This window comes from Streptomyces sp. NBC_01237, assembly GCF_035917275.1.
Taxonomy (GTDB): Bacteria; Actinomycetota; Actinomycetes; order Streptomycetales; family Streptomycetaceae; genus Streptomyces.
The window spans coordinates 549,106-567,651 of record NZ_CP108508.1 but is presented as its reverse complement, the minus strand read 5'-3'; the positions used below and the strand labels follow the sequence as shown (position 1 = coordinate 567,651).

Here is an 18,546-nt window from a genome sequence, read left to right as displayed (position 1 = left end):
CCGGCCAGGACGACATCTCAGATGCTGTTGTCCTGCCCCTCACCCTTTCGTACCGGCGGTCGCCCGGTCACTGGGGGACACCGCAGGCTTGCAGGTAGGGCCTGCCCCACCTCGCAGAACGGGACGAGGTGGGACGGGTCGAGGCACAGCGGGCGGAACTTGGTGCGGAGGGCTCCTCCCTCGACGCCCCCGGACCGTCGCGGGTCCGCCGGGGCCCTGCCGTACCGCTTCTCCACGGGACGATTGCCCGTAGCCGTCCATGGCATCGCCGCGTTGCCGCGCACGCTCGCCAGCACGGGCGCTCTTCAGACCCGGAATGCCGCCACATACCGTTGGGGGTCTCGGCGCAGATCCGTCTCCCAGAGGTGCAGGGTCTGTTCCGCGAAGGTCTGTCCCGTGGCGAGGATGTCGTCGAGCGGGTCGAGGTAGTCCACTACTCGGGCGGGTTCCAGGCCGGCTGCGACCCGGGCCGTCAGACCCTGGCGGGCCAGACGGAGCAGTTCTGTGGCGAGATCGTGGATGCGGTCCTTGCCCAGCCTCGTCCGCAGTCCTTCGCGTGGAAGATTGCGCAGGGCGTCTTCGTGGTCCCGCAGGGTGTAGTGGCCGAGCAGGTTCCAGGCGGCGTCGCGTGACGGCGCGTGGTAGCTGAGACCTACCCACAAGGCCGGCACGGCTGGGATGTGCTGGAAATGAGGTCCGTCGGCACCGCGCAGTTCGAGGGTGCTGCGTACATGGACATTCGTCCAGATCTGCGACAGGTGAGCAACCCAGTCGTGCATCGTGGGCATGGTTCCGTCGTCGAAGCCGCTGTCCAGGATGGTGGCGAAGGATCGGTCGGGAGCCGCGTGGTACGCGCCGTCGGCGGCCCGGTGGTAGAGCATGGGAACCTGCAGCGCCCAGTCGACGACGTCTTCGATCCCGACGTCCGGGCGCAGTGCAGGGGGCAGCGTGCCGCAGCGGCGCGGGTCCATGCGCAGCCACGCGTCCGAGCGGTGCGACAGGAGTCCGTTCGAAAGCCCGCCCTGGAGCGGCGAGTTGACCAATAGCGCGGCAACGACGGGGGCGGCGGCCGTGTGCATGCGCAGTTTGTGGCTGAAGTCCTGCCTGTCCAGGTAGTCCACGTGGACCTGGGTGGAGAGCGATGTCGTCATGATCTGTTCGGCGCCGCTCCCGGCGGGTCCCAGGCGCTGGAAGAATTCACGCATGAGCCCGCCACGGGTGGAGGGCACCCAGGCGATGGTGGCGGTGTCGTCGAAGGGGAGATTGGCGCCGGGCAGGAGCGCCAGACCGAACCGGCCGACGAGATCCGCGAGCCGCCGCAACGTGTCGCGTGCGTCATCCACCGCGCTCTGCAGATTGGGCGCGGGGGTCGATGAGTATTCCACCTGCCCGCCGTGTTCGAGGGTGATCTGGGTGCCGCTCTCCAGCCGGATGCCGGTCAGCAGTCCCGCATCCTCCAGACGCTCACCGCCCCACTCCTCAAGAACTGTCTCCAGGACCGCAAGCGTCCCGTTCCTGCCCTCGTAGGGAGTGGCGCGCCCGGTGTCGGGCGAGACGAGACCGGACTCGATTTCGATGCCCACCTGCTCCGTCGCCGCCGGCGACGGAGCCATGACGGTGGAGAGGTCTTCGTGGTTCAAGGCGGCCCTTCCGGTCATGCCGCCCCCACGGGGGTGGCGGCTTCTGCGTGCTGCCGCATGCCGAGTAGCCGGCTGACGACATGGAGAGCTGACTGCGCCGCGCCCTGGCACCATGCGTGCGCACCGGACAGATGCTCACCGGCGAAGAAGACGCGTGGGTCCTCGACGGGGTGCGGAGAGCCGAGCGCTTCGAGATGGCGGCCGTGCTCGCCCGGCCGCAGGTGCGCGAAGGCACCACCACCCATGCCTGCCTGCTCACCCCAGTTCCAGTGGACGATGTCATCGACGTCCTCGGCGATACCGGGGTGGAGCTGTTCCAGACCGTCCAGGACCAGGCGGTCGCGATCGTCGGAAGACATCGCGGCGAAGCGGGTGGCATTGGCCCCCCAGAGGTACGCCCCGAGAAGGGCCGTGGGCGCTTCGGAGCGCTGCGGGTCCTGGGCGGTCCAGCGTGGCGTGAGGCCGTCGGAACTCTCACCGGCGGGGCGGGCGTTGTCCGAGGGATACCAGCACTGCTGGATCGGGAGATCGGTGAAACTGCCCCCTCCGAACAGGCCGTCGCGCGACTCCCACCTGCGGCGCGTCAGGTGCAGGAGGCTCTTGGAGCTGCTGGCGTAACTGATACCCCGGATCGCCTGCCGCTGATGGTGGGGCAGGCCGGGCAGGAACGCGATCCGGTCGAGTGCGGGAGCGGGGACACAACAGATGACGAAGTCGACATCCTTCTGGAACGACGTTCCCATCCGCCGGCCTCGCACCGACGCCCCTCGGCCGGTCAGAGCGATCTCTCTGATGTCGGTGGACAACCGGACCGTGTTCGGCACCAGTCGCTCCACGAAAGCGCGCACCAGGGAATCCATTCCGTCAACCAGTTCCAACTGGGTGGTGTGGAACAGGCCGAAATGATCGACGAGGACCTCCAGCAGCGAGGAGTGCTCGTAGTGAACGAGCCCTGTGGCATGTCCTACGAAGTCCCAGGCGTCCTTTGACATGTGTTCGTGCACGAACTGCCACAACGATACGGACACCAGTCGACCGAGAGCCGGATCATCCCACTGACCTTGCAGCACGCGGTGCTGCTGCTCGAAGCTCAGCGTTTCCCATACTGTTCGCAGAAGGCGGTCGAGAAGCAGAAGAGGAGGCTCCTCCTCGTTGCTCCGCAAGTCGAAACCCGCATAGAGATGATGCGCGTTACGCATCCGGACTCTCCGCCCTCGCAGATGGTAGTAGGCGTCCGGGTTCGAGTTGATGAATGGACGAACTCTCAAACCGAACTCTTGGACATACTGCAACACGCAGTGATGATTGTCGGGAATGCGCATCGCACCCAACTCCGCGTGCGTGTCGTCCCAGAAATGATGGGTGCGGACCCGGCCGCCGGGCCGGCTCGCCCTCTCGTACACCACCACGTCGTAGCCGCGATGCTGCAACTCGTAGGCCGCCACTAGTCCGGCGACACCGGCGCCGATCACCGCCACCCGGCCCAAGCCGCCGCCCATTCGCACCCGCTCCCGCAGGTCGGACGGGAATGCGTAGCTTTCGTCGAACATGACGTTCCCCCATCTGGCCAGCCTGAATCCGGCCGATCCGTCTTCCGTGCACCGCAGGCGAAACAATGGTCCCCACGGGAACGCGGGCCTGACGTGCTTTCACGCGGCGGTGCGGCGAGCAGTACACCACCACCCAACGAATCCGATCAAGACCACCTTCACCGAAAAGGAGCAGTGGGAACTTGCCCCTCTGTACCAGTCATCCGGGCCATTTCAGGGACCGAAAGGGCAAGATCAGCAGATCGATACGGCCGACGCGCATTTGTGTGTGATCAATGGCTGTTCCGGGTGACGCCGCGACCGCTTGAGGTCCGGCCCGAGCCGGTGAAGGGGACCTTCCCGGCCTTCCGATCACGGAGGCCGCACCTCTGGGTGCTCCAGCCGTGGACCGGCTGACCAGTGGCTCGGCTGTCCGCTGTCCGAGCGGAAAGCGTTTTTTGGGTGCAGGGCATCGGTTCTCGCCACAGGCTCCACATCAAGGACGGGCGAGTTCCAGGACGGCTATGCCTGTCAGGACGGTCCGAGTGGCGTACCCCGGTGCCGTCGATGACGGTGTACGCGGCGATGACCGCGCCGGTGGCCGTGGCTGCGGCCAGAGCGGGCAGCTGGGCGCGTCCGGGCCACCCGTTGGCGAAGGCCGGCCCCGCCAGACCTGCGGAGATGGCCACGATGCCCGCGGTCTCGACCGCGGTCAGGGACTGGCCCAGGCTGCTCACCGCGGCGAAAGCGACCAGCAACGGAGCGGTGCCGCGCGCCAGTGGGTACATCTGACCGAAGTCGCCGAGCTGGTAGGCGCGCAGCAGGAAGAGCTGTGAGAGCACCTCAAGGACGGCCGAGGTCAGGATGAACGGCCACGCCGAGGCAGGAGGAAACGGCATGAAGCGGACCATTACGGTCGCGCACTTGACGACGACCCCGCGACAGGCGCCCTCAATGACACCCTGCACGCCTCCCACGAAGCCCTCGACGGACTCACCACGACCCTTCCCCGGCGCAACTCCAGGCCGCAGGAGCCGCACTGAACGCCGCCCCATGTCGTCGTGACCGCCGCCGGGTTCTCCGCTGCCGTGGCCATCGACGCCGCCTACCGCCTGCGCGCCCGGGGCTGTATCGGCCCCCACCGACCCCCTCACCGGCCAACTGGCTGCTGCATAACTCCCCGCCGGTGCCGTGTGTCTGGCGATCAGTCACACCGGCGCCACGTGCGGCACGGTCGACACCGCACGCGCCCGTGAAGCCGGCGCCACCGTCGTCGCCCTCACCCAGACCCTCATGGCCCGACGCGCCACGGCCGCCCAACGGGCTCTCGGCCTCTCGGCGGACGTCACAGCCGACCACGCTTACCAGCCCCAAGCCCCCGCTTCCGCTGGACGCTCGCCCGGTGGGGGGTACGTGGCCGAGCCAGGGAATGACCACGGGGAACCGTCGCCCCGAGTGCGGTCACGGGAGCTCGATGGGAACTGCACGATGCGGCAGTGAGTTTTCCCGGCCCGGCCGGTCTACGGTTCGTCAGGTGATCGGAAAGCGCGAAGCAGGAGGAGCGACATGAGCCAGTTGCTGCGGGTCCAGAACTTCACCGTCTCGAGCGACGGGTTCGGCGCAGGCGAGGGCCAGAGCCTCGACAAGCCGTTCGGCCATGCCGATCCGGGGACCTTGCTCGCCTGGGCCTTTGCCACCGACCACCCACCCATCAACCGCTCCGAACCCGGTGGCAGAGGTCTGGACGACTACTTCACGCGGGACTACGCCCGCAACATCGGCGCCGAGATCATGGGCCGCAACAAGTTCGGGCCGCAGCGCGGGCCCTGGCAGGACCACGAGTGGCAGGGATGGTGGGGTGACGAGCCCCCGTTCCACACGCCGGTGTTCGTCATGACGCACCACAAGCGCCCGTCGTTCACGCTCTCCGACACCACGTTCCACTTCGTCGGCGGCGACCCGGCCGCGGTGCTGGCCCAGGCGAAGGAGGCGGCGCAGGGTCAGGACGTCCGGCTTGGCGGTGGGGCCACGATCATCCGCCAGTTTCTTGAGGCCGACCTCCTCGACACCTTGCATGTGGCGGTCGCGCCGACGGAGCTCGGCTCCGGGGCCCGGCTGTGGGAGTCCCCTGATGAGCTGCTCGACCGGTTCCACCAGGACGTCGTGCCCAGCCCGAGCGGCGTGACGCACCACCTGTTCTGGCGGAAGTGAGGCCGGACCGGCCGACCGGCCGGCGCGGGCTCCGTCACCGGCGCCCGCGGCATGGCCGCTGCTCAGCGGTGTCCTGGCCTCGCGTTTCACGGCCGCGGCTTGTGATGTCCACCGACCGGTCGGGGGTGGTCGGGCACTCCGGAGCACGTCTGCCGGCGGACCTCGCCGAAGCGACCTGGCTGCGGAGCCACCGGATCGCCCCGTAGGCGGAGTCCGGCGAGATGGGCCAGTCGTGGCTATTCGGCTCGCTTGGCGGCGCCCGAAGGCTCGTACCAGAGGCTCGCCATGGGGGAGTGCGTGGTCCAGCCCAGCGAGTCGTAGAGCGCCTGGCCCTCAGGCGTGCCGACCAGGAGGCCGGTCCTGGCGCCGGCCTCGTACGCGGTGCTCTGCAGTGTGCGCATCACCAGGCCGCCGAGGCCCCTGCGCCGGTGCTCGGCGGCGGTCTCCACTTGGTCGACCACGACATGGGTGCCTCCCTGGGCGATCTGCCCACGGGCGGCGAAGTGCCCGGCGCTCGTGCGGACCAGAACTCGGCCGACGCCGCCACGGGTCCAACTGGTGAGCGTGTAACCGGCCGGAACCTCAGTGCGTTCCGGTGCCAGGCGGCAGGTCATCAGGAACCCGGGACTGTCGCACCGCCAGTCCGGACCGACCCAGGGCAGGACCGTTTGATCCTCGGCGAACAGCTTCAGCCACGTCCCGGGCGCGCTCGTCGCGGCGACGATCTCGCGCACATCGGCTTCGGAGGGCTCCGGCAGTACGTGTCGCGCGACGTGCTCGGGCTGCCCGACGTCGATCGTCCACCCCCACGGCTCGTCGATCGGGTCCGAACTGCCGCGGGAGATGACCCAGCCGTTGATCCACATCCGCACGAACTCGCTGATCCTGCTGTCCGGCATCGCCGCCCGCCCTGTGAATGGTAATGGGTGCTAGTGCGTAGTGAACCTTACGTGATGGAGGTGGGATTTGACCATAGAGGCAGACGGACGGAGGCCATGGTTTCCCCGGCCGTCCCGCCGATCATGGTTGGTAGCCTGCGAAGATGACTGCGACTTTCGACGAAGCTGTCCGTGCCCGGCTGCAAGCCCCTCACATCTGGTACGTCGGCACCGTGTTCGCCGACGGAGCGCCGCAGGTCAGCCCGATGTGGGTGGACCTTGAGGGGGAGGGGGAGCTGACGTTCAACACCTCCGTGGGCCGGGTGAAGGAGGAGAACCTGCGCCGCGACCCCCGCGTCTACCTCTCGCACGCGGACGCCACCGATCCCTTCGACCGGGTACAGATCAGTGGCGAGGTCGCCCGCTTCATCGAGGGCGAGGAGGCGCAGGCCCGTATGGACCGGCTGGCCCGGAAGTACCTGGGCAGCGAGCGGTTCGAGTGGATCATGCCGGGGGAGCAGCGGGTCGCGGTGATCGTGCGCCCGGTCAAGGTGCGGCACATCGTCGGGGTGGAGCGGTTCCGGCCCGGCGGCCCCGTCCCGGCTTCCTGACCGGATCCCGACGGGCGCCGACCCCGGGCCCGGCTCGCCTCCCCCTCGCGTGCGGCCGGCCGGGAGCGTGGGGGTGCAGCCGCGGGCGCTGGTCGGGCCAGGTCTGCCGGGGGAGGGACCCCGGAGGCGGGTGGCCACCGGGGTCCCTCTTCTCTGCTCGCCGGACTCCGGCGGATCATCGGCCGGAGCCCGCCGGAGCCCGCCGGAGCCCGCCGGAGCCCGTCGGAGCCCGTCGGAGCCCGTCGGAGCCCGTCGGAGCCCGTCGGAGCCCGCCGGAGTCCGTCGGCGCCAAGGCCGGGTGACTGGTGTCAGGGGGTGCAGTTCAGGGTTCCGGCGCGCAGTGCGTGGCCCCCGTCGTTGCCGTCGTCGGACCAGATGACCGCTTTGCGGCCGCCCGTGCAGGTCGTGTGGGGGGCGATGGCGAAGCCCTCGTTGTTGTAGTCGGACATGCCGGCGGGGCGGTCGTAGGTGTGGGTGACGGCGAACTTGCCCTGGGCGTCGATGTCGAGGGTCGAGGTGCGGCCCTGGCAGGTGTCGTCGCAGACGGCCCACAGATGCCCGGTGGCGGGCTCGAACTCCAGGTCCATCACGCCGGAGAAGCCGCTGGTGATCGTGGCGATGCGGGTGTATCCGCCGCCGGACTGATTGAGGGCGTAGGCGTAGACGGTGCCACTGGCCTCAACTCCGACGAAGAACAGGCCGCTGCCGTGGCCGGGGTAACCGGCCGGATCGTAGGCGGCGCCGGTGCGCTCGTCACGGAAGCCGTGCGCGGTCAGGAAGGTGTCCGGGACCCACGAGATGGCTTCGGGGCCGGCGTTGGCCGGCAGGGAGGGCAGGTCGGACGTGAGGTTCCATTCCTGGGTCGCGTTCAGCGAGGACGTCGTGGAAGAGGCGTTGAACCGCAGGATCTTGGGCGCGCTGGTGGAGCCCTTGCTGTTGTCGCGCTCGGTGGCGACGAACATGCCGTCGGGGGTGACGACCACGCCCTCGGCGTCGGGCTCGCCGCTGCCACCCGCATAGCGCAGGCTCTTGCCGGATGCCCAGCCGCCGGCCGGGTCGGGACGCCATGTCGTACCGTTGGGGACCAGCCGGTAGAGCTTGCTGGGGCCGTTCTGCACCGCCCAGAGCACGCCCGCGCTCTCGAAGGACAGTCCGCTGAGGTTCTCCCCGAACACGTTCGAGCCGTCGGCGACGGTCACTGCCCCGTCGCCCGGCCACGCGGCGTCGGACCCGCCCCCGCCGCAGGCGTTCGCCGTGCCCTTGGTCGGGGCTGAAGTGGTGGTGAAGGCGCCGGTGCCGTCCCCGCAACGCCCGAAGGTGGTGGTGGCGTGGTCGGTCCAGGTGTAGGAGTCCACCAGTGTGGAGCCGTCCGCCTGGAACAACCTCGCGGAGTCCGAGCTGCCCAGGCCGAACGAGGAGTCGACGTCGAGGGCCAGGAAAGCACCCGGAGCGATCGAGGTGTTCTTGCCGATCTTGTAGGAGTGGGAGTTGTCGTTGTCCTTGACGACCCATCCGGAGACATCGGCCGCGACGGTTCCGGTGTTGACGAGCTCGACCCAGTCACCCGGGCTGCCGCCGCTCGACTCGGTTTCGTTGATCCGCACCGTGGACTGGTCCTGCGCCGAGGCCGGCGCGCCGGACAGGCCAAGGGTGAGGAAGGTCAGGGCGACGGCGGTGATGTGGGCTTGTCTGCGCCAGTGGGTACGCAAGGTTGCCGGTCCTTTTCTTGGGGGGTCGGGCGGGCGGGGAAGCGTGTTCGTGCTCCCGGCGAAGTGTGGGGCCTCCCGGCGACTATGTGCTGAACACGTCACGAACTGTTCGGGGTAACTCACAGATCCCGCTTGGCCAGTTGGTGACCGGAGTCGTCTCCCTCCGACCGTGCTGCGGGACGCCGGGGACACCCCCGGGTCATGCGGTGCGCACCTCAGGTCCGGACATGCGGACGCGCCAATGCCGTACCGCCGTGGTGGGCGGTGGCCGAACCTTGGGGCGCACATACGGGAGTCTGATGTGTGCCGTAGGGTTCGCGGAGTTTCACCGCTCTCGGAGGTTCGGCGTGTCTGCTCGTGCCCGGCTCTGTGCCACCGTCCCCGCGCTCATGCCCACGTCACAGGCCGGTCCGCCGGACATCGCAGGGCTGTTGGGGCACCGGATGCTCGTCCAGCGGAGCGACGACGAGATCGTGGCCCAGGCTCTGGACGACGCCTTCGCCGCACGCCCTGGGGGGAGGGTCTCCTTTCCCGCGCCCTGGCCGCGCCTCTACGGGACCTGGGAGGTGGCGCCGGACGCAAGCGTCGCTGTTTTCGCCGGGGTTCATGCCGTGCGGGCGGTGGAGCCGACGGGCGCGACGCGCTGGGAGGTCCGGCATGGGTGCTGGAGCGGCGCGTGCCGGGAGACGCACGAGTCGTACGGTGAGTACGCGGATCGCCGGGATCATCGGTACCCGGACGGTGGCTCGGTCGGTTTCTCGGCGGACGGCAGACTCGTCTGGGCCCACATACGTGGCCCGTTGCCCGAGGGCGGGCCGAGCCCTGACGCAGCCGACGAGTGGCTGGTGCTCGACGCAGAGGACGGCAGAGTGCTCGCGCGGGTCAGCGCCGAGGCCGCGGCGGTCGGCAGTCTTCACCTTGCCCACCCGACCGACCCGCATCAGATGGGGCTGAGCATCGGCGAAGGGCAGGACGGGGCGCCCCTGCGCTGGGGGCGGTGGGACGGGGCGACGGTGGACGTCGACTACGTGGAGGGCGATCTGTGCCTGTTGAGTGTGAGCCCCTCGGGTGAGCGGCTCATGACGGTCGCCCACGATCAGGACTCGCTCGCCGTTCGCGACTCCCACGGCGCCGTGGTGGACGGGTCGGAGTGGGACGCCGGGGCAGTGGTTCCCCGGCACCCCGACGCTCCCCCGGGCGATGACGACGAGATGCTTGTCTGCTGGGACTGGGCGGGTGGGTTCGTCGACGAGAGGACCCTGATCGTCTCGACCGTCGAGAGCGACGAGGAGTGGGGCCGTGGCCGGCACTGGCTGGTCGACACCATGGCGACGCGCGGCCTCGTGCAGGTCACCTATCCTTCGCCGGTCTCCTGGCAGCCGACCGCGCTGGGCAACGGCGCCTGGTGGACTCCGTCCGAGTCCCGTGACGCCCTGCAGGTCTGGGAGCTCCAGACTCCGGACAACTGACCTCGGCCGCCCTTCGGCACCGTAACCCTCTTCCCAGGCCCAGCTCTGTCCGGCCCGTCCCGGAACAGATGTACCGGGACGGTGCGCCTCGGCGCGACGTGCCCCCAGCGCTCAGGACCGCCCTGCGCTCAGTACGGTCATCGGCGCGGTTCCCAGCGGAAGAGGCGGGAGGCCAGCGCGACGGCGACGATGACCCAGCTCAGGGTGGGCAGCAGCAGAAACAGGGAGTCGGCGACAGGAACGCCGCCGTTCCAGGCGTTGAGGACCAGTTCGGTGGCCGAGCCGCCGGGGAGCAGCCGCTTGAGCAGGGTGAGTTCCTCGGTGCCGGTGATGGCTACCCAGTTGGAGACGGCGATGGCGCCGAGGCTGATGGGCAGCGTGGTCACCTGCGCGTGCTCGGGGGAGTTCGTCACTCCCGCCGTGGCCAGCGCCAGGCCGAGCATCATGATCACCGTCGAGAGGACCGCCGCCGCCAGGAGTAGAACGTCGGCCGGTCCGCCCGCGACGGCGGCCAGTACGGCGAGGATCGCGGTCGTCTGGACCAGCGCGAGGACGGTGACCGGGAGCATCAGCCCGAAGAGAATTCCGGCGTCGCCCGCCGGAGTGGAGCGCAGCCGCTTGAGGAAGAGCGTCTGACGGCGCGAGGCGAGCGTGGTCACCGCCGTGGTGTAGAGCCCGAACGCACCCACGGTGAACATCACCACCGCCGCGATGTATCCGAGGCTGCGCAGGTCCGCGATGGCTTCGTGCTTGTAGACGAAGTACGCGCAGGCCGCTACGGGAATGAGGAAACTGGTGACCAGAACCATCCGGTTCCGGAAGATCTGGATCAGCTCGCTGAGAGCGATCGACAACATGGTGAAGGTCCCTTTCTCGGGAAGTTCCGGGAGGGCCTATTCGCTGCCGATGGAGCGGAAGACGTCGTCGAGCCTCGTCGGTCCGGCCTGGAGTTCCCGTAGTTCCACCGCGTTGGAGTGCGCCCAACCGAGCAGGGTGTGGAGGTCCTTCTGCAGACCGAAGGTCTTGATCAGGAACTGTCCGTCCAGCTCGCGCGTGGCCCGCAGCGGCAGTGCCGGTGCGGGGGCGGGCAGGGAGAAGCGGATCGCGGCCGGCAAGGTCCGCGTCAGCTCGGTGACGGTTCCTTCCTGGTGGAAGGTGCCCTTGTGCATGAGCCCGATGCGATCGGCGCGCTGCTGCGCCTCTTCCAGATAGTGGGTGGTGAGCACGATGGTGGATCCCTCCTCGCGCAGTTTGTCCACGGCGTCCCACAGGGCGTCCCGCGACTGGATGTCCAAGCCGGTGGTGGGTTCGTCCAGGAAGATCAGCTCCGGGTTCCCGTACACAGCGGTGGCGAAGTCCAGACGTCGCTTCTCACCGCCGGAGAGCTGGGACACCTGGACATCGGACTTCTGGGTGAGGCCGACGATGTCGAGTACGCGTCCGGCCCTGTCCGTACGCTGGGAGAGTCCGCCGATCAGCCGGACGGATTCCTTCACCGTCAGGTCCGGGGAGAACCCGCTCTCCTGCAGCATGATGCCCATCCGCGGCCGCACCGCGCGCCGGTCGAGGGGGTTCTGACCGAAGACCCGTACGGTGCCCGAGGTGGCCGTACGGTGGCCTTCGACCGTCTCCAGGGTCGAGGTCTTTCCGGCCCCGTTCGTGCCGAGCAGCGCGTACAGCTCACCCTTCTCCACCTGGAATGACAGGTCTTTCACGGCGTGGAAGTCGCCGTAGCTGAGGTTGAGACGTTCAACGTCGATGACTGGTGTCGAGGTCATGCACCGATCTCAGCCGCCCTCGCGAGCGACCGGCAGTGCCATGGTGTCAGCACCGCACCATGACATTCCTTGAGGCGAAGGCATGACGCAGTGTCACTGGTGTCATCCGCCGAGCCGGAAGAATACTGGGTGGCAGACTCTGCTTTTCGATCCCGGAGAGAGCCGCACATGGACACCAGGCCCCCGCACGTTCCGGCGATCCCTTCACCCGGCCCGCGCACCCGGCGGCCGGGCGGTGACCGGTGAGATCGCCCCAGCGAGCGACGCACGAGATGTTCGAGCACAGCGGGACGACGCAGGGACGGCTGCGCAGGTGGAACCTCATCGCGTTCGTCCCGCCGCTCGCCGCCGTGGGGGCGGTGCTGGTGGCGATCGACGCCCGGAACCGGTGGGACACCATGGTCCTCACCCTGAGCGTGATGGCGGCCATGGTGGTCGTCGAGCGATGGACAGCGGGCGACACCTCCCGCGTCGCACTCCCCTGCCTGATCATCACCGCGGCCGTGTGGCCGTTCGGAGTGCTGGTGGCCGACAGTCACACGGCGTTCTACGGAATTCTGATCGTGGGCCCCCACCTCCTCTCTCAGCTGCCCCGTCACCGAGGCGTGGCAGCCCTGGCGCTCATCACGTTCGTCGCCGCGGTGGGCACAGCGAAGCTGCTGGAATCGCAGGACGATGTACCGGGCGTTCTGATCCGGTACGTCGCCGTCCCCACGGGCGCCACCGCGCTGGCGACCGGCCTCATGCTCGCCAACCAGCTGTTCTACAAGATCATGGAGCAATCGAGGGAACGCGAAGCGGAACTGGCCGTCATCCGGGAGCGCATTCGGTTCGCCAGTGATCTGCACGATATCCAGGGCCACACCCTGCATGTGGTGAAGCTGAAGATCATGCTGGCCGAGAAGCTGCTGCGCAGCGACACCGGGCGTGTGGAGGAGGAACTGCGAGAGGTACGTGCCCTGGTCAGCGACACCATCACCCAGACCAAGGAGCTCGCCTACGCGCAGCGGCGGCTCAACCTGTCCGTGGAGCTGGAGAACGCGAAGAACCTCTTCGAAGCCGCGGACATCCGCGTACGCGTCCACCGCGAAGCCGACGTCGACGAGAGCGTCAACGGACTGCTCGGCCAGCTCCTCCGCGAGACGACCACCAACATCCTGCGCCACGCGCAAGCCACGCGGGTGGGGATCACGCTGTCTAAGTCGGGCATCAGCATCGTCAACGACGGCGCGCGGGAGGGTCCCCTTCCCGTGCTCAGCGGACTGGCCACCCTCAAGGAACGGGTGAGCGACAGCGGAGGCGAGCTGACGGTGGAGCAGGAGAACGGGAACTTCCTCACGGCTGCGGCGTTTCCGCACCTCCGCTCGGCGACGATGCTTTCCGCGGCACGGGAGGACGGTCGATGACCACCGTGGTGCTCGCGGACGACGAGGCCCTTCTGCGCAGAGCGCTGGCGTCGTTGCTGACCCTCGAAGGCGAGATCACAGTGCTCGCCGAAGCGCAGGACGGCGAATCCGCCGTCCGGGCCACGCTGCGACACCGGCCCGACGTGCTGGTCATCGACCTGGAGATGCCCGGTCTTGACGGACTCGGCGCGGTCGCGGAGATCCGTCGTGTGCGGCCGGAACAGGTGATCCTCATGGTGACCCGCCATGCCAGACCGGGGGTGCTGCGCAAAGCCCTGAAACTCGGAGTCCAGGGATTCGTCAGCAAGTCGGCAGAACCCGCGCACATCACGGAGGTCATCAACACGCTGCACGAGGGCAGGCGTTGGATCGACCCGGACGTCTCCGCACGCGCCGTCGTCGACGACTGCCCACTCACCGACCGGGAGATCGACGTCCTGCGGGAGACCGGCGGCGGGTACTCCGTCGCCGACATCGCCACCCGCCTCCACCTGGCGCAGGGCACCGTACGGAACTACCTCTCGAACGCCATGCAGAAGACCCAGACACGGACCCGGCACGAAGCGGCGCGCTACGCGCGTGAACACGACTGGCTGTAGGGGCGGTCGGGGCGGGAGCCGGCACGGCCATGTCGAGTGGGTGCGCCGCGAACCGCGAACCGGTCGCCGCGTGGGCGGCCGGACGACCCGCGGCGAGCGCTCGTACCGCGGCACAGGGGTGTCGGACGAGGAAGGGACAACGCCGGTGAGCCGGGCGGGACGCCATCCCTCGGCGCTGGGAAGGCACGGCCTCCGAGGGATGGCGCCCCGCCCGGCTCACCAGGTCCTGCCTGCCTGCTCCCGGACCGTGCGGTTGATCCGGTTGAAGAAGTTGGTCATCGCCACCTCCAGGATGATCGCGCCCGGTTGTGCCTCGCTGAAGTGGTCGGCGGCAGTGTTCCAGATCTCGTCGGTCACACCCGGTGCGCCGTCCTGGAGCCGGGTGGCGGCCTCGGTCAGGGCGAGGGCAGCCCGCTCCGCATCGGTGTAGAAGGGCGTCTCGCGCCACGCGACCACGTTGTGCAGCCGCTCCTCCGTCTCACCGGCCTTCTTCGCCGACCCGATCGAGGCGAAAATGCACGGGCTGCAGCCGTTGATCCGGCTGGCGCGCAGGTGCATCAGGGACAGCGGGTGATGGTCACGCCCCCCGCGTGAATCGCCTTGTAGAGGTGCTGGATCGCTGCGCTCACATCGGGGCCGGCCGCGCTCTTCAGACGTGCTTCCATCGGTCCTGCTCCTTCATCGGTGGCTGATCGGTTACCTGCGCCCCTCCGGGCCCGTCATCACCCATGACGGAGCAGAGCCGAGGAAGGTAACAACATGTCCGACACCAGCCCGACGGACCCGGTGGCCGAGGCGTTCGAAGCCCAGCGCGACCGGCTGCGCGCGGTCGCCCACCGCATGCTCGGATCGCACGCCGATGCCGAGGACGTGGTCCAGGAGGCCTGGCTGCGCCTCTCCCGCCAGGACACGGCGACCATCCACAACCTCGCCGGCTGGCTGACCACGGTGGTCGGCCGGATCGGTCTCGATGTCCTGCGATCACGGCAGGCCAGCCCGGAGGCGTCCTACGACGACGGTCTGTCCGAGCTCGTGGTGACGCTCGACGACAACCCCGCTCCCGAGGACGACGCGGTGCTCGCCGACTCGGTCGGGCTCGCGCTCCTCGTCGTTCTGGAGTCGCTCGGGCCGAGCGAGCGGCTGGCGTTCGTGCTGCACGACCTGTTCGCGGTGCCGTTCGACGAGATCGGCCCGATCCTCGGCAGGTCCACCGCCGCCACCAAGATGCTCGCCAGCCGCGCCCGCAGGAAGGTACGGGCGAACGAGCGGCCGGCCGCCGCCGTACGGGAGCGGCGAGAAGTGGTCCAGGCCTTCCTGACAGCGGCGCGCCACGGCGACTTCGAGGAGCTGCTGCGGCTGCTCGACCCCGAAGTGAGACTGACCGTCGACACCCCGTCCGGCGTGGTCGTCACCCTCGGCGCCACCAAGGTCGCAGCCGGCGCGCAACTCTCCGCCCGCGCAGCCACGCAGGGGCGGTCGGTGCTCGTCAACGGCCTCCCGGGAGTCGTTTCCTGGCGCGAGGACCGCACCCCGCTCTCGGTCCTCGCCTTCACCGTCATCGACGGCCGGATCACCGGCATGACGGTCGTGATCGACCCGGCCAAGCTCGCGCTGATGGACCTGCCGGATCCGGCGTGAGCGGGACCACCAGCCGCCCCGGCCGCTGGAGGGCCGGGACCACCAGCCGCCCCGGCCCTCCAGCGGCAGTGACCCAGGAGTGCCTCCCCTGACGTGCGGCTGGACCGAGTGCTGGATGCGGGTGCTCGGGTGGGAGCGCGGTTCGGACCGGTGTGCCGCCGTGAGGCGCTCAGGCACCGTATGCGGCGATCGCGATCTGGACGAACGAGCGGATCAGGGGATTCGTCTCGCCCTCGCTCCATGCCGCTACCACCCGGCTCGGCTCCATGTCGACCAGCGGGACCACGGTGAGCCCCCGCACCGGCCGGTGCGCCAGGAGCGTCATGCCGACCGTGCCGTTCCAGAGAACGGCTTGCCGGCATTCCTGGACGGCACGCACCACCGGACCCTCGCGCGGTTCTCCGCCGTTCCAGTACGCCTGCCAGAGGGGATCGGTGCCCTGCGGGAACACGAACCAGCGGCGGTCGGCCAGGTCGGCCAGCTTCAGCCGGTCGCGGCGGGCCAGCGGATCGTCGGCGCGCAGCAGCGCTCCCACCGGGTCGGCGCGCAGCTCATGAACGGTCAGGCCGGTCTCGTCGAACGGCCCGCGGGTCAGGGCGACATCGACCACGCCGGCGTGCAGCCCGCAGGTGGGGTCGGTCAGGTCGGTCTCGCGGATGCGGACCTCGACGCGTGGGTGCCGACGGCGGAAGGCGGCGGCCAGCCGGGTCGCGCCCGGATCGGTACTGTCACCCAGGATGCCGACGGTGATGGTCGCGGCTCCGGCCGCCGCGGCCACACGTACACGTACCTGGTCGGCCCGGTCGAGCAGGGCCCGCGCCTCATCCAGCAGTACCTCTCCCACCGGAGTCAGCGTGACACCGGCGGACGATCGGTCGAGCAGTGCGGCGCCGACCTCGGTCTCCAGCTGTTTGATCGCCCGGCTCAGGGGCGGCTGGCTCATGTGCAGCCGGGTGGCGGCCCGGCCGAAGTGGAGTTCCTCGGCGACCGCCACGAAGTAGCGCAGCGTGCGAAGCTCCATGGTGCAACGATACCCGGACGGTATCGATGTCCGGGAACAGGTCTTGGACAGCCGCGGCGCCCCGGCGGTGGAATCGACGCATGACTGACGAACCACTGACCAGCGAGCCACTGACCGACCCCGACGTATCGGTGGTCGGTCCGGGGGACGGGGAGACGATCCTCCTGGGCACCACGCGACTGCGCGTCCTCGAAGACGGCAGTAACACCGGGCACCGCCTCGGGCTCGCGGAGTCCGTCCTCGCCCCGCACACGCCCGGACCGCCGCAACACCGTCATGCCCAGCACGACGAGGGTTTCTTCATCATCTCCGGGACGGTGCGGTTCACGGTCGGAGACAAGGACCACGACGCCACGGAGGGCACGTTCGTGCTGGTCCCGCCCGGAGCCCCGCACACGTTCGCCAACACCACCGACCGACCGGCCGTCATGCTCAGCATCTTCACGCCCGACCTGTATGTGCAGTACTTCCGCGACCTGCGGGACATGATCGCCGACGGCCGGCCCACGACCCCACAGGCGACCGTCCGGACGATGAGCCGTTACGCCACCGAGCCCGCCACCGATTTCGCCGAGGGGCCGGAGGGCGGCAACGCGACCATGGCTGACGCCGCCGGATCCCTACAGCCGAGGCGGCTCCTGCCTCTGAACGTCCGTGCCGCGGAGGCACATGCGCATCCGCGTGTGCCTCCGGCAGGCGCCTCCCCGATGACGACGCCGTCACCTGCACCTGACAAAAAGCGCGGAGAGGAATCGTGAACATCGCCTACTGGATCGTCGCCGGTCTGCTTGGCCTGTTCTACCTCTACGCGGGCGGGGTCAAGGTCGTCCGGAGCCGCGATGGGCTCCGACCGATGATGGCCTGGGTGGACAGCACTCCGATGCCCGCCGTCAGGGCCATCGGTGTGATCGAAGTGCTCGGCGCGATCGGGCTGATCCTCCCGCCGCTGACCGGTATCGCGCCCTGGCTGGCCCTGGCCGCGGCCATCGGGTTCGAGGCGCTGCAGATCGGCGCGACCAGGGTGCACCTGAGCCGCGGTGACCGCCGGATCGCCCTCAATCTCACGCTGATCGTCGCCGGGGCCGTGACCATCTGGCTGGCGACGACGTGGCTGTGACATCGGGCCGCGTCAGGGGCCCTTCGCCGCCAAGTCGTCCCGGGCGGAGGCGCGTTGTCCGGGTCGGCGCTGAAGGCCCGAGCCGCGGCGTCCTTGCGAGCCACCCGGAGCCGGTGGCCGTCGTCGTGAGCATCCGAGCGCACCGGTCGGCCGCGACGCCCACCCCATGCTTTCCACTCCCGCGACGAGCATGGTCAGGACCGATTCGAACAGGACGTCCGGGGGTTCACTCTCCGATTCGGCTGCGATCCGTCGCAGGCGCGGGAGTTCTCCGGGTGCCGGGTTCGGTGGTACGCCGGTCCATCCGGCCGGGTCCGAACCGGGCGGAGGCCGGTCGTGCCAGGCCTCCCGGATCTCCGCGAATCCGGAGACCTGAAGGGTGGTGATCGACCAGGCGCGGGAAGCGTTCTGCGGAGACAGGCCGAGGTCGGGGAAGAACCCCACGAGGATGTCGTCGGGCCGCAGCGGATCGGCGGACGCGAACGGGCCCTCGGCGCGGGCGAGCGCCGGCATTCCCGGGTGCCCGCGGTACCAGGCACGCAGCTCCCGGCAGTAGGTCCGCAGGCTCTCCTGCCGGCGGTCGGCGTCCAGCCGGGGGCTGTGGCCGGTCCCTCTGGCAGAAGGCCACGATCTCCCCGGGCGGATCGCGCCGATCGGCCGCGTAGTTGTAGAGCGCCCGCGGCGATACGTCGAGGCGCGCACCGACGGCGCGCATCGTCAGCTCCGCAGGGCCCGCCTCACCCAGGATCTCCAGGGCCGCACGGGCGATCCTCTCCGTCGTCGGAGTAGGCTGGGCCCTTGCGGAACTCCGGGCGTCTCCGGCCGTCGGCCGCACGCCCGCCCCGGGGTGCCGCGACCGGCCCGACGCCGTCTGTTGTTGCCACGCCGGCATCGTAACGACCTCGAACTTCACAGTGCGTTGACTTCATGCGCGATAGTG

The 18,546-nt window shown here is 69.3% G+C and carries 16 protein-coding genes and 3 pseudogenes; 8 read left to right on the top strand and 11 right to left on the bottom strand.

Annotated elements, in window-relative coordinates; all coding sequences use genetic code 11:
- Positions 1-305: 305 nt before the first annotated feature.
- The 3 genes from OG251_RS02635 to OG251_RS02625 form a co-directional block, all read right to left on the bottom strand.
- Positions 306-1,640 carry a glutamate-cysteine ligase family protein gene (locus OG251_RS02635; protein ID WP_326675390.1) on the bottom strand — a complete coding sequence of 445 codons (1,335 nt, stop codon included), beginning with the start codon at positions 1,638-1,640 and terminating at the stop codon, positions 306-308.
- Between the two features lie 14 nt (positions 1,641-1,654).
- Entirely contained in the window at positions 1,655-3,190 is a 1,536-nt protein-coding gene (locus OG251_RS02630; protein ID WP_326675389.1) for a flavin monoamine oxidase family protein, read from the bottom strand.
- A gap of 272 nt (positions 3,191-3,462) precedes the next feature.
- Positions 3,463-4,068, bottom strand: a complete 606-nt coding sequence (locus tag OG251_RS02625; RefSeq protein ID WP_326675387.1) for a hypothetical protein — start codon at positions 4,066-4,068, stop codon at positions 3,463-3,465.
- Between the two features lie 667 nt (positions 4,069-4,735).
- Here OG251_RS02625 and OG251_RS02620 point away from each other — a divergent pair.
- On the top strand, positions 4,736-5,380 hold the full coding sequence (locus tag OG251_RS02620; protein WP_326675385.1) for a dihydrofolate reductase family protein: 645 nt from the start codon (positions 4,736-4,738) through the stop codon (positions 5,378-5,380).
- 236 nt (positions 5,381-5,616) lie between these two features.
- Here OG251_RS02620 and OG251_RS02615 read toward each other — a convergent pair whose 3' ends face one another.
- Positions 5,617-6,279 carry a GNAT family N-acetyltransferase gene (locus tag OG251_RS02615; RefSeq protein ID WP_326675384.1) on the bottom strand — a complete coding sequence of 221 codons (663 nt, stop codon included), beginning with the start codon at positions 6,277-6,279 and terminating at the stop codon, positions 5,617-5,619.
- A 143-nt stretch (positions 6,280-6,422) separates the two neighbouring features.
- Between OG251_RS02615 and OG251_RS02610 the strand changes: the two genes are divergently transcribed.
- Entirely contained in the window at positions 6,423-6,869 is a 447-nt protein-coding gene (locus tag OG251_RS02610; protein WP_326675382.1) for a TIGR03618 family F420-dependent PPOX class oxidoreductase, read from the top strand.
- A 308-nt stretch (positions 6,870-7,177) separates the two neighbouring features.
- Here the strand turns inward: OG251_RS02610 and OG251_RS02605 are convergent, their stop codons facing one another.
- Entirely contained in the window at positions 7,178-8,578 is a 1,401-nt protein-coding gene (locus tag OG251_RS02605; RefSeq protein ID WP_326675380.1) for a lamin tail domain-containing protein, read from the bottom strand.
- Positions 8,579-8,925: 347 nt separating this feature from the next.
- Between OG251_RS02605 and OG251_RS02600 the strand changes: the two genes are divergently transcribed.
- Positions 8,926-10,047: a hypothetical protein gene (locus OG251_RS02600; RefSeq protein ID WP_326675379.1), complete on the top strand. Its 1,122-nt coding sequence runs from the start codon at positions 8,926-8,928 to the stop codon at positions 10,045-10,047.
- A gap of 137 nt (positions 10,048-10,184) precedes the next feature.
- Here the strand turns inward: OG251_RS02600 and OG251_RS02595 are convergent, their stop codons facing one another.
- Both OG251_RS02595 and OG251_RS02590 read right to left on the bottom strand, forming a co-directional pair.
- Positions 10,185-10,904 (bottom strand): ABC transporter permease, encoded by a 720-nt coding sequence (locus OG251_RS02595; RefSeq protein WP_326675378.1) that lies wholly within the window; start codon positions 10,902-10,904, stop codon positions 10,185-10,187.
- A 36-nt stretch (positions 10,905-10,940) separates the two neighbouring features.
- The gene (locus OG251_RS02590) at positions 10,941-11,825 is read right to left on the bottom strand and encodes an ABC transporter ATP-binding protein (RefSeq protein WP_326675376.1); all 885 of its coding nucleotides are present in this window, start codon (positions 11,823-11,825) and stop codon (positions 10,941-10,943) included.
- A gap of 272 nt (positions 11,826-12,097) precedes the next feature.
- On the opposite strand from OG251_RS02590, the gene OG251_RS02585 reads away from it, so the two are divergent.
- The gene (locus OG251_RS02585) at positions 12,098-13,231 is read left to right on the top strand and encodes a sensor histidine kinase (protein WP_326675374.1); all 1,134 of its coding nucleotides are present in this window, start codon (positions 12,098-12,100) and stop codon (positions 13,229-13,231) included.
- Entirely contained in the window at positions 13,228-13,830 is a 603-nt protein-coding gene (locus OG251_RS02580) for a response regulator transcription factor (protein ID WP_326675372.1), read from the top strand. The genes OG251_RS02585 and OG251_RS02580 overlap by 4 nt, the downstream gene beginning before the upstream one ends.
- Before the next feature lie 216 nt (positions 13,831-14,046).
- Here OG251_RS02580 and OG251_RS02575 read toward each other — a convergent pair.
- Positions 14,047-14,495 (bottom strand): annotated as a pseudogene (locus OG251_RS02575) (carboxymuconolactone decarboxylase family protein).
- 94 nt (positions 14,496-14,589) lie between these two features.
- Here OG251_RS02575 and OG251_RS02570 point away from each other — a divergent pair.
- Positions 14,590-15,468: a sigma-70 family RNA polymerase sigma factor gene (locus OG251_RS02570; RefSeq protein WP_326675371.1), complete on the top strand. Its 879-nt coding sequence runs from the start codon at positions 14,590-14,592 to the stop codon at positions 15,466-15,468.
- Between the two features lie 169 nt (positions 15,469-15,637).
- On the opposite strand, the gene OG251_RS02565 is transcribed toward OG251_RS02570, so the two are convergent.
- On the bottom strand, positions 15,638-16,489 hold the full coding sequence (locus tag OG251_RS02565; RefSeq protein ID WP_326675370.1) for a LysR family transcriptional regulator: 852 nt from the start codon (positions 16,487-16,489) through the stop codon (positions 15,638-15,640).
- Positions 16,490-16,569: 80 nt separating this feature from the next.
- On the opposite strand from OG251_RS02565, the pseudogene OG251_RS02560 reads away from it, so the two are divergent.
- Together OG251_RS02560 and OG251_RS02555 are read left to right on the top strand one after the other, a co-directional pair.
- A pseudogene (locus tag OG251_RS02560) lies at positions 16,570-17,061 on the top strand (cupin domain-containing protein); the annotation flags it as partial.
- 182 nt (positions 17,062-17,243) lie between these two features.
- The gene (locus OG251_RS02555; RefSeq protein ID WP_326675369.1) at positions 17,244-17,606 is read left to right on the top strand and encodes a DoxX family protein; all 363 of its coding nucleotides are present in this window, start codon (positions 17,244-17,246) and stop codon (positions 17,604-17,606) included.
- A 12-nt stretch (positions 17,607-17,618) separates the two neighbouring features.
- On the opposite strand, the gene OG251_RS02550 is transcribed toward OG251_RS02555, so the two are convergent.
- Together OG251_RS02550 and OG251_RS44940 are read right to left on the bottom strand one after the other, a co-directional pair.
- Positions 17,619-18,308: a TetR/AcrR family transcriptional regulator C-terminal domain-containing protein gene (locus tag OG251_RS02550; RefSeq protein ID WP_326675368.1), complete on the bottom strand. Its 690-nt coding sequence runs from the start codon at positions 18,306-18,308 to the stop codon at positions 17,619-17,621.
- Positions 18,271-18,498 (bottom strand): annotated as a pseudogene (locus tag OG251_RS44940) (TetR family transcriptional regulator); the annotation flags it as partial. The pseudogene OG251_RS44940 and the gene OG251_RS02550, both read right to left, overlap by 38 nt.
- Positions 18,499-18,546: the final 48 nt, after the last annotated feature.

Excerpts from the sequence above, each read along its gene's own strand:
- OG251_RS02615 (WP_326675384.1), bottom strand. The coding sequence starts at position 6,279 with ATGCCGGACAGCAGGATCAGCGAGTTCGTGCGGATGTGGATCAACGGC.
- OG251_RS02585 (WP_326675374.1), top strand. The coding sequence starts at position 12,098 with ATGTTCGAGCACAGCGGGACGACGCAGGGACGGCTGCGCAGGTGGAAC.
- OG251_RS02610 (WP_326675382.1), top strand. The coding sequence starts at position 6,423 with ATGACTGCGACTTTCGACGAAGCTGTCCGTGCCCGGCTGCAAGCCCCT.
- OG251_RS02580 (WP_326675372.1), top strand. The coding sequence starts at position 13,228 with ATGACCACCGTGGTGCTCGCGGACGACGAGGCCCTTCTGCGCAGAGCG.
- OG251_RS02565 (WP_326675370.1), bottom strand. The coding sequence starts at position 16,489 with ATGGAGCTTCGCACGCTGCGCTACTTCGTGGCGGTCGCCGAGGAACTC.
- OG251_RS02625 (WP_326675387.1), bottom strand. The coding sequence starts at position 4,068 with ATGCCGTTTCCTCCTGCCTCGGCGTGGCCGTTCATCCTGACCTCGGCC.
- OG251_RS02595 (WP_326675378.1), bottom strand. The coding sequence starts at position 10,904 with ATGTTGTCGATCGCTCTCAGCGAGCTGATCCAGATCTTCCGGAACCGG.
- OG251_RS02570 (WP_326675371.1), top strand. The coding sequence starts at position 14,590 with ATGTCCGACACCAGCCCGACGGACCCGGTGGCCGAGGCGTTCGAAGCC.
- OG251_RS02590 (WP_326675376.1), bottom strand. The coding sequence starts at position 11,825 with ATGACCTCGACACCAGTCATCGACGTTGAACGTCTCAACCTCAGCTAC.
- OG251_RS02620 (WP_326675385.1), top strand. The coding sequence starts at position 4,736 with ATGAGCCAGTTGCTGCGGGTCCAGAACTTCACCGTCTCGAGCGACGGG.
- OG251_RS02630 (WP_326675389.1), bottom strand. The coding sequence starts at position 3,190 with ATGTTCGACGAAAGCTACGCATTCCCGTCCGACCTGCGGGAGCGGGTG.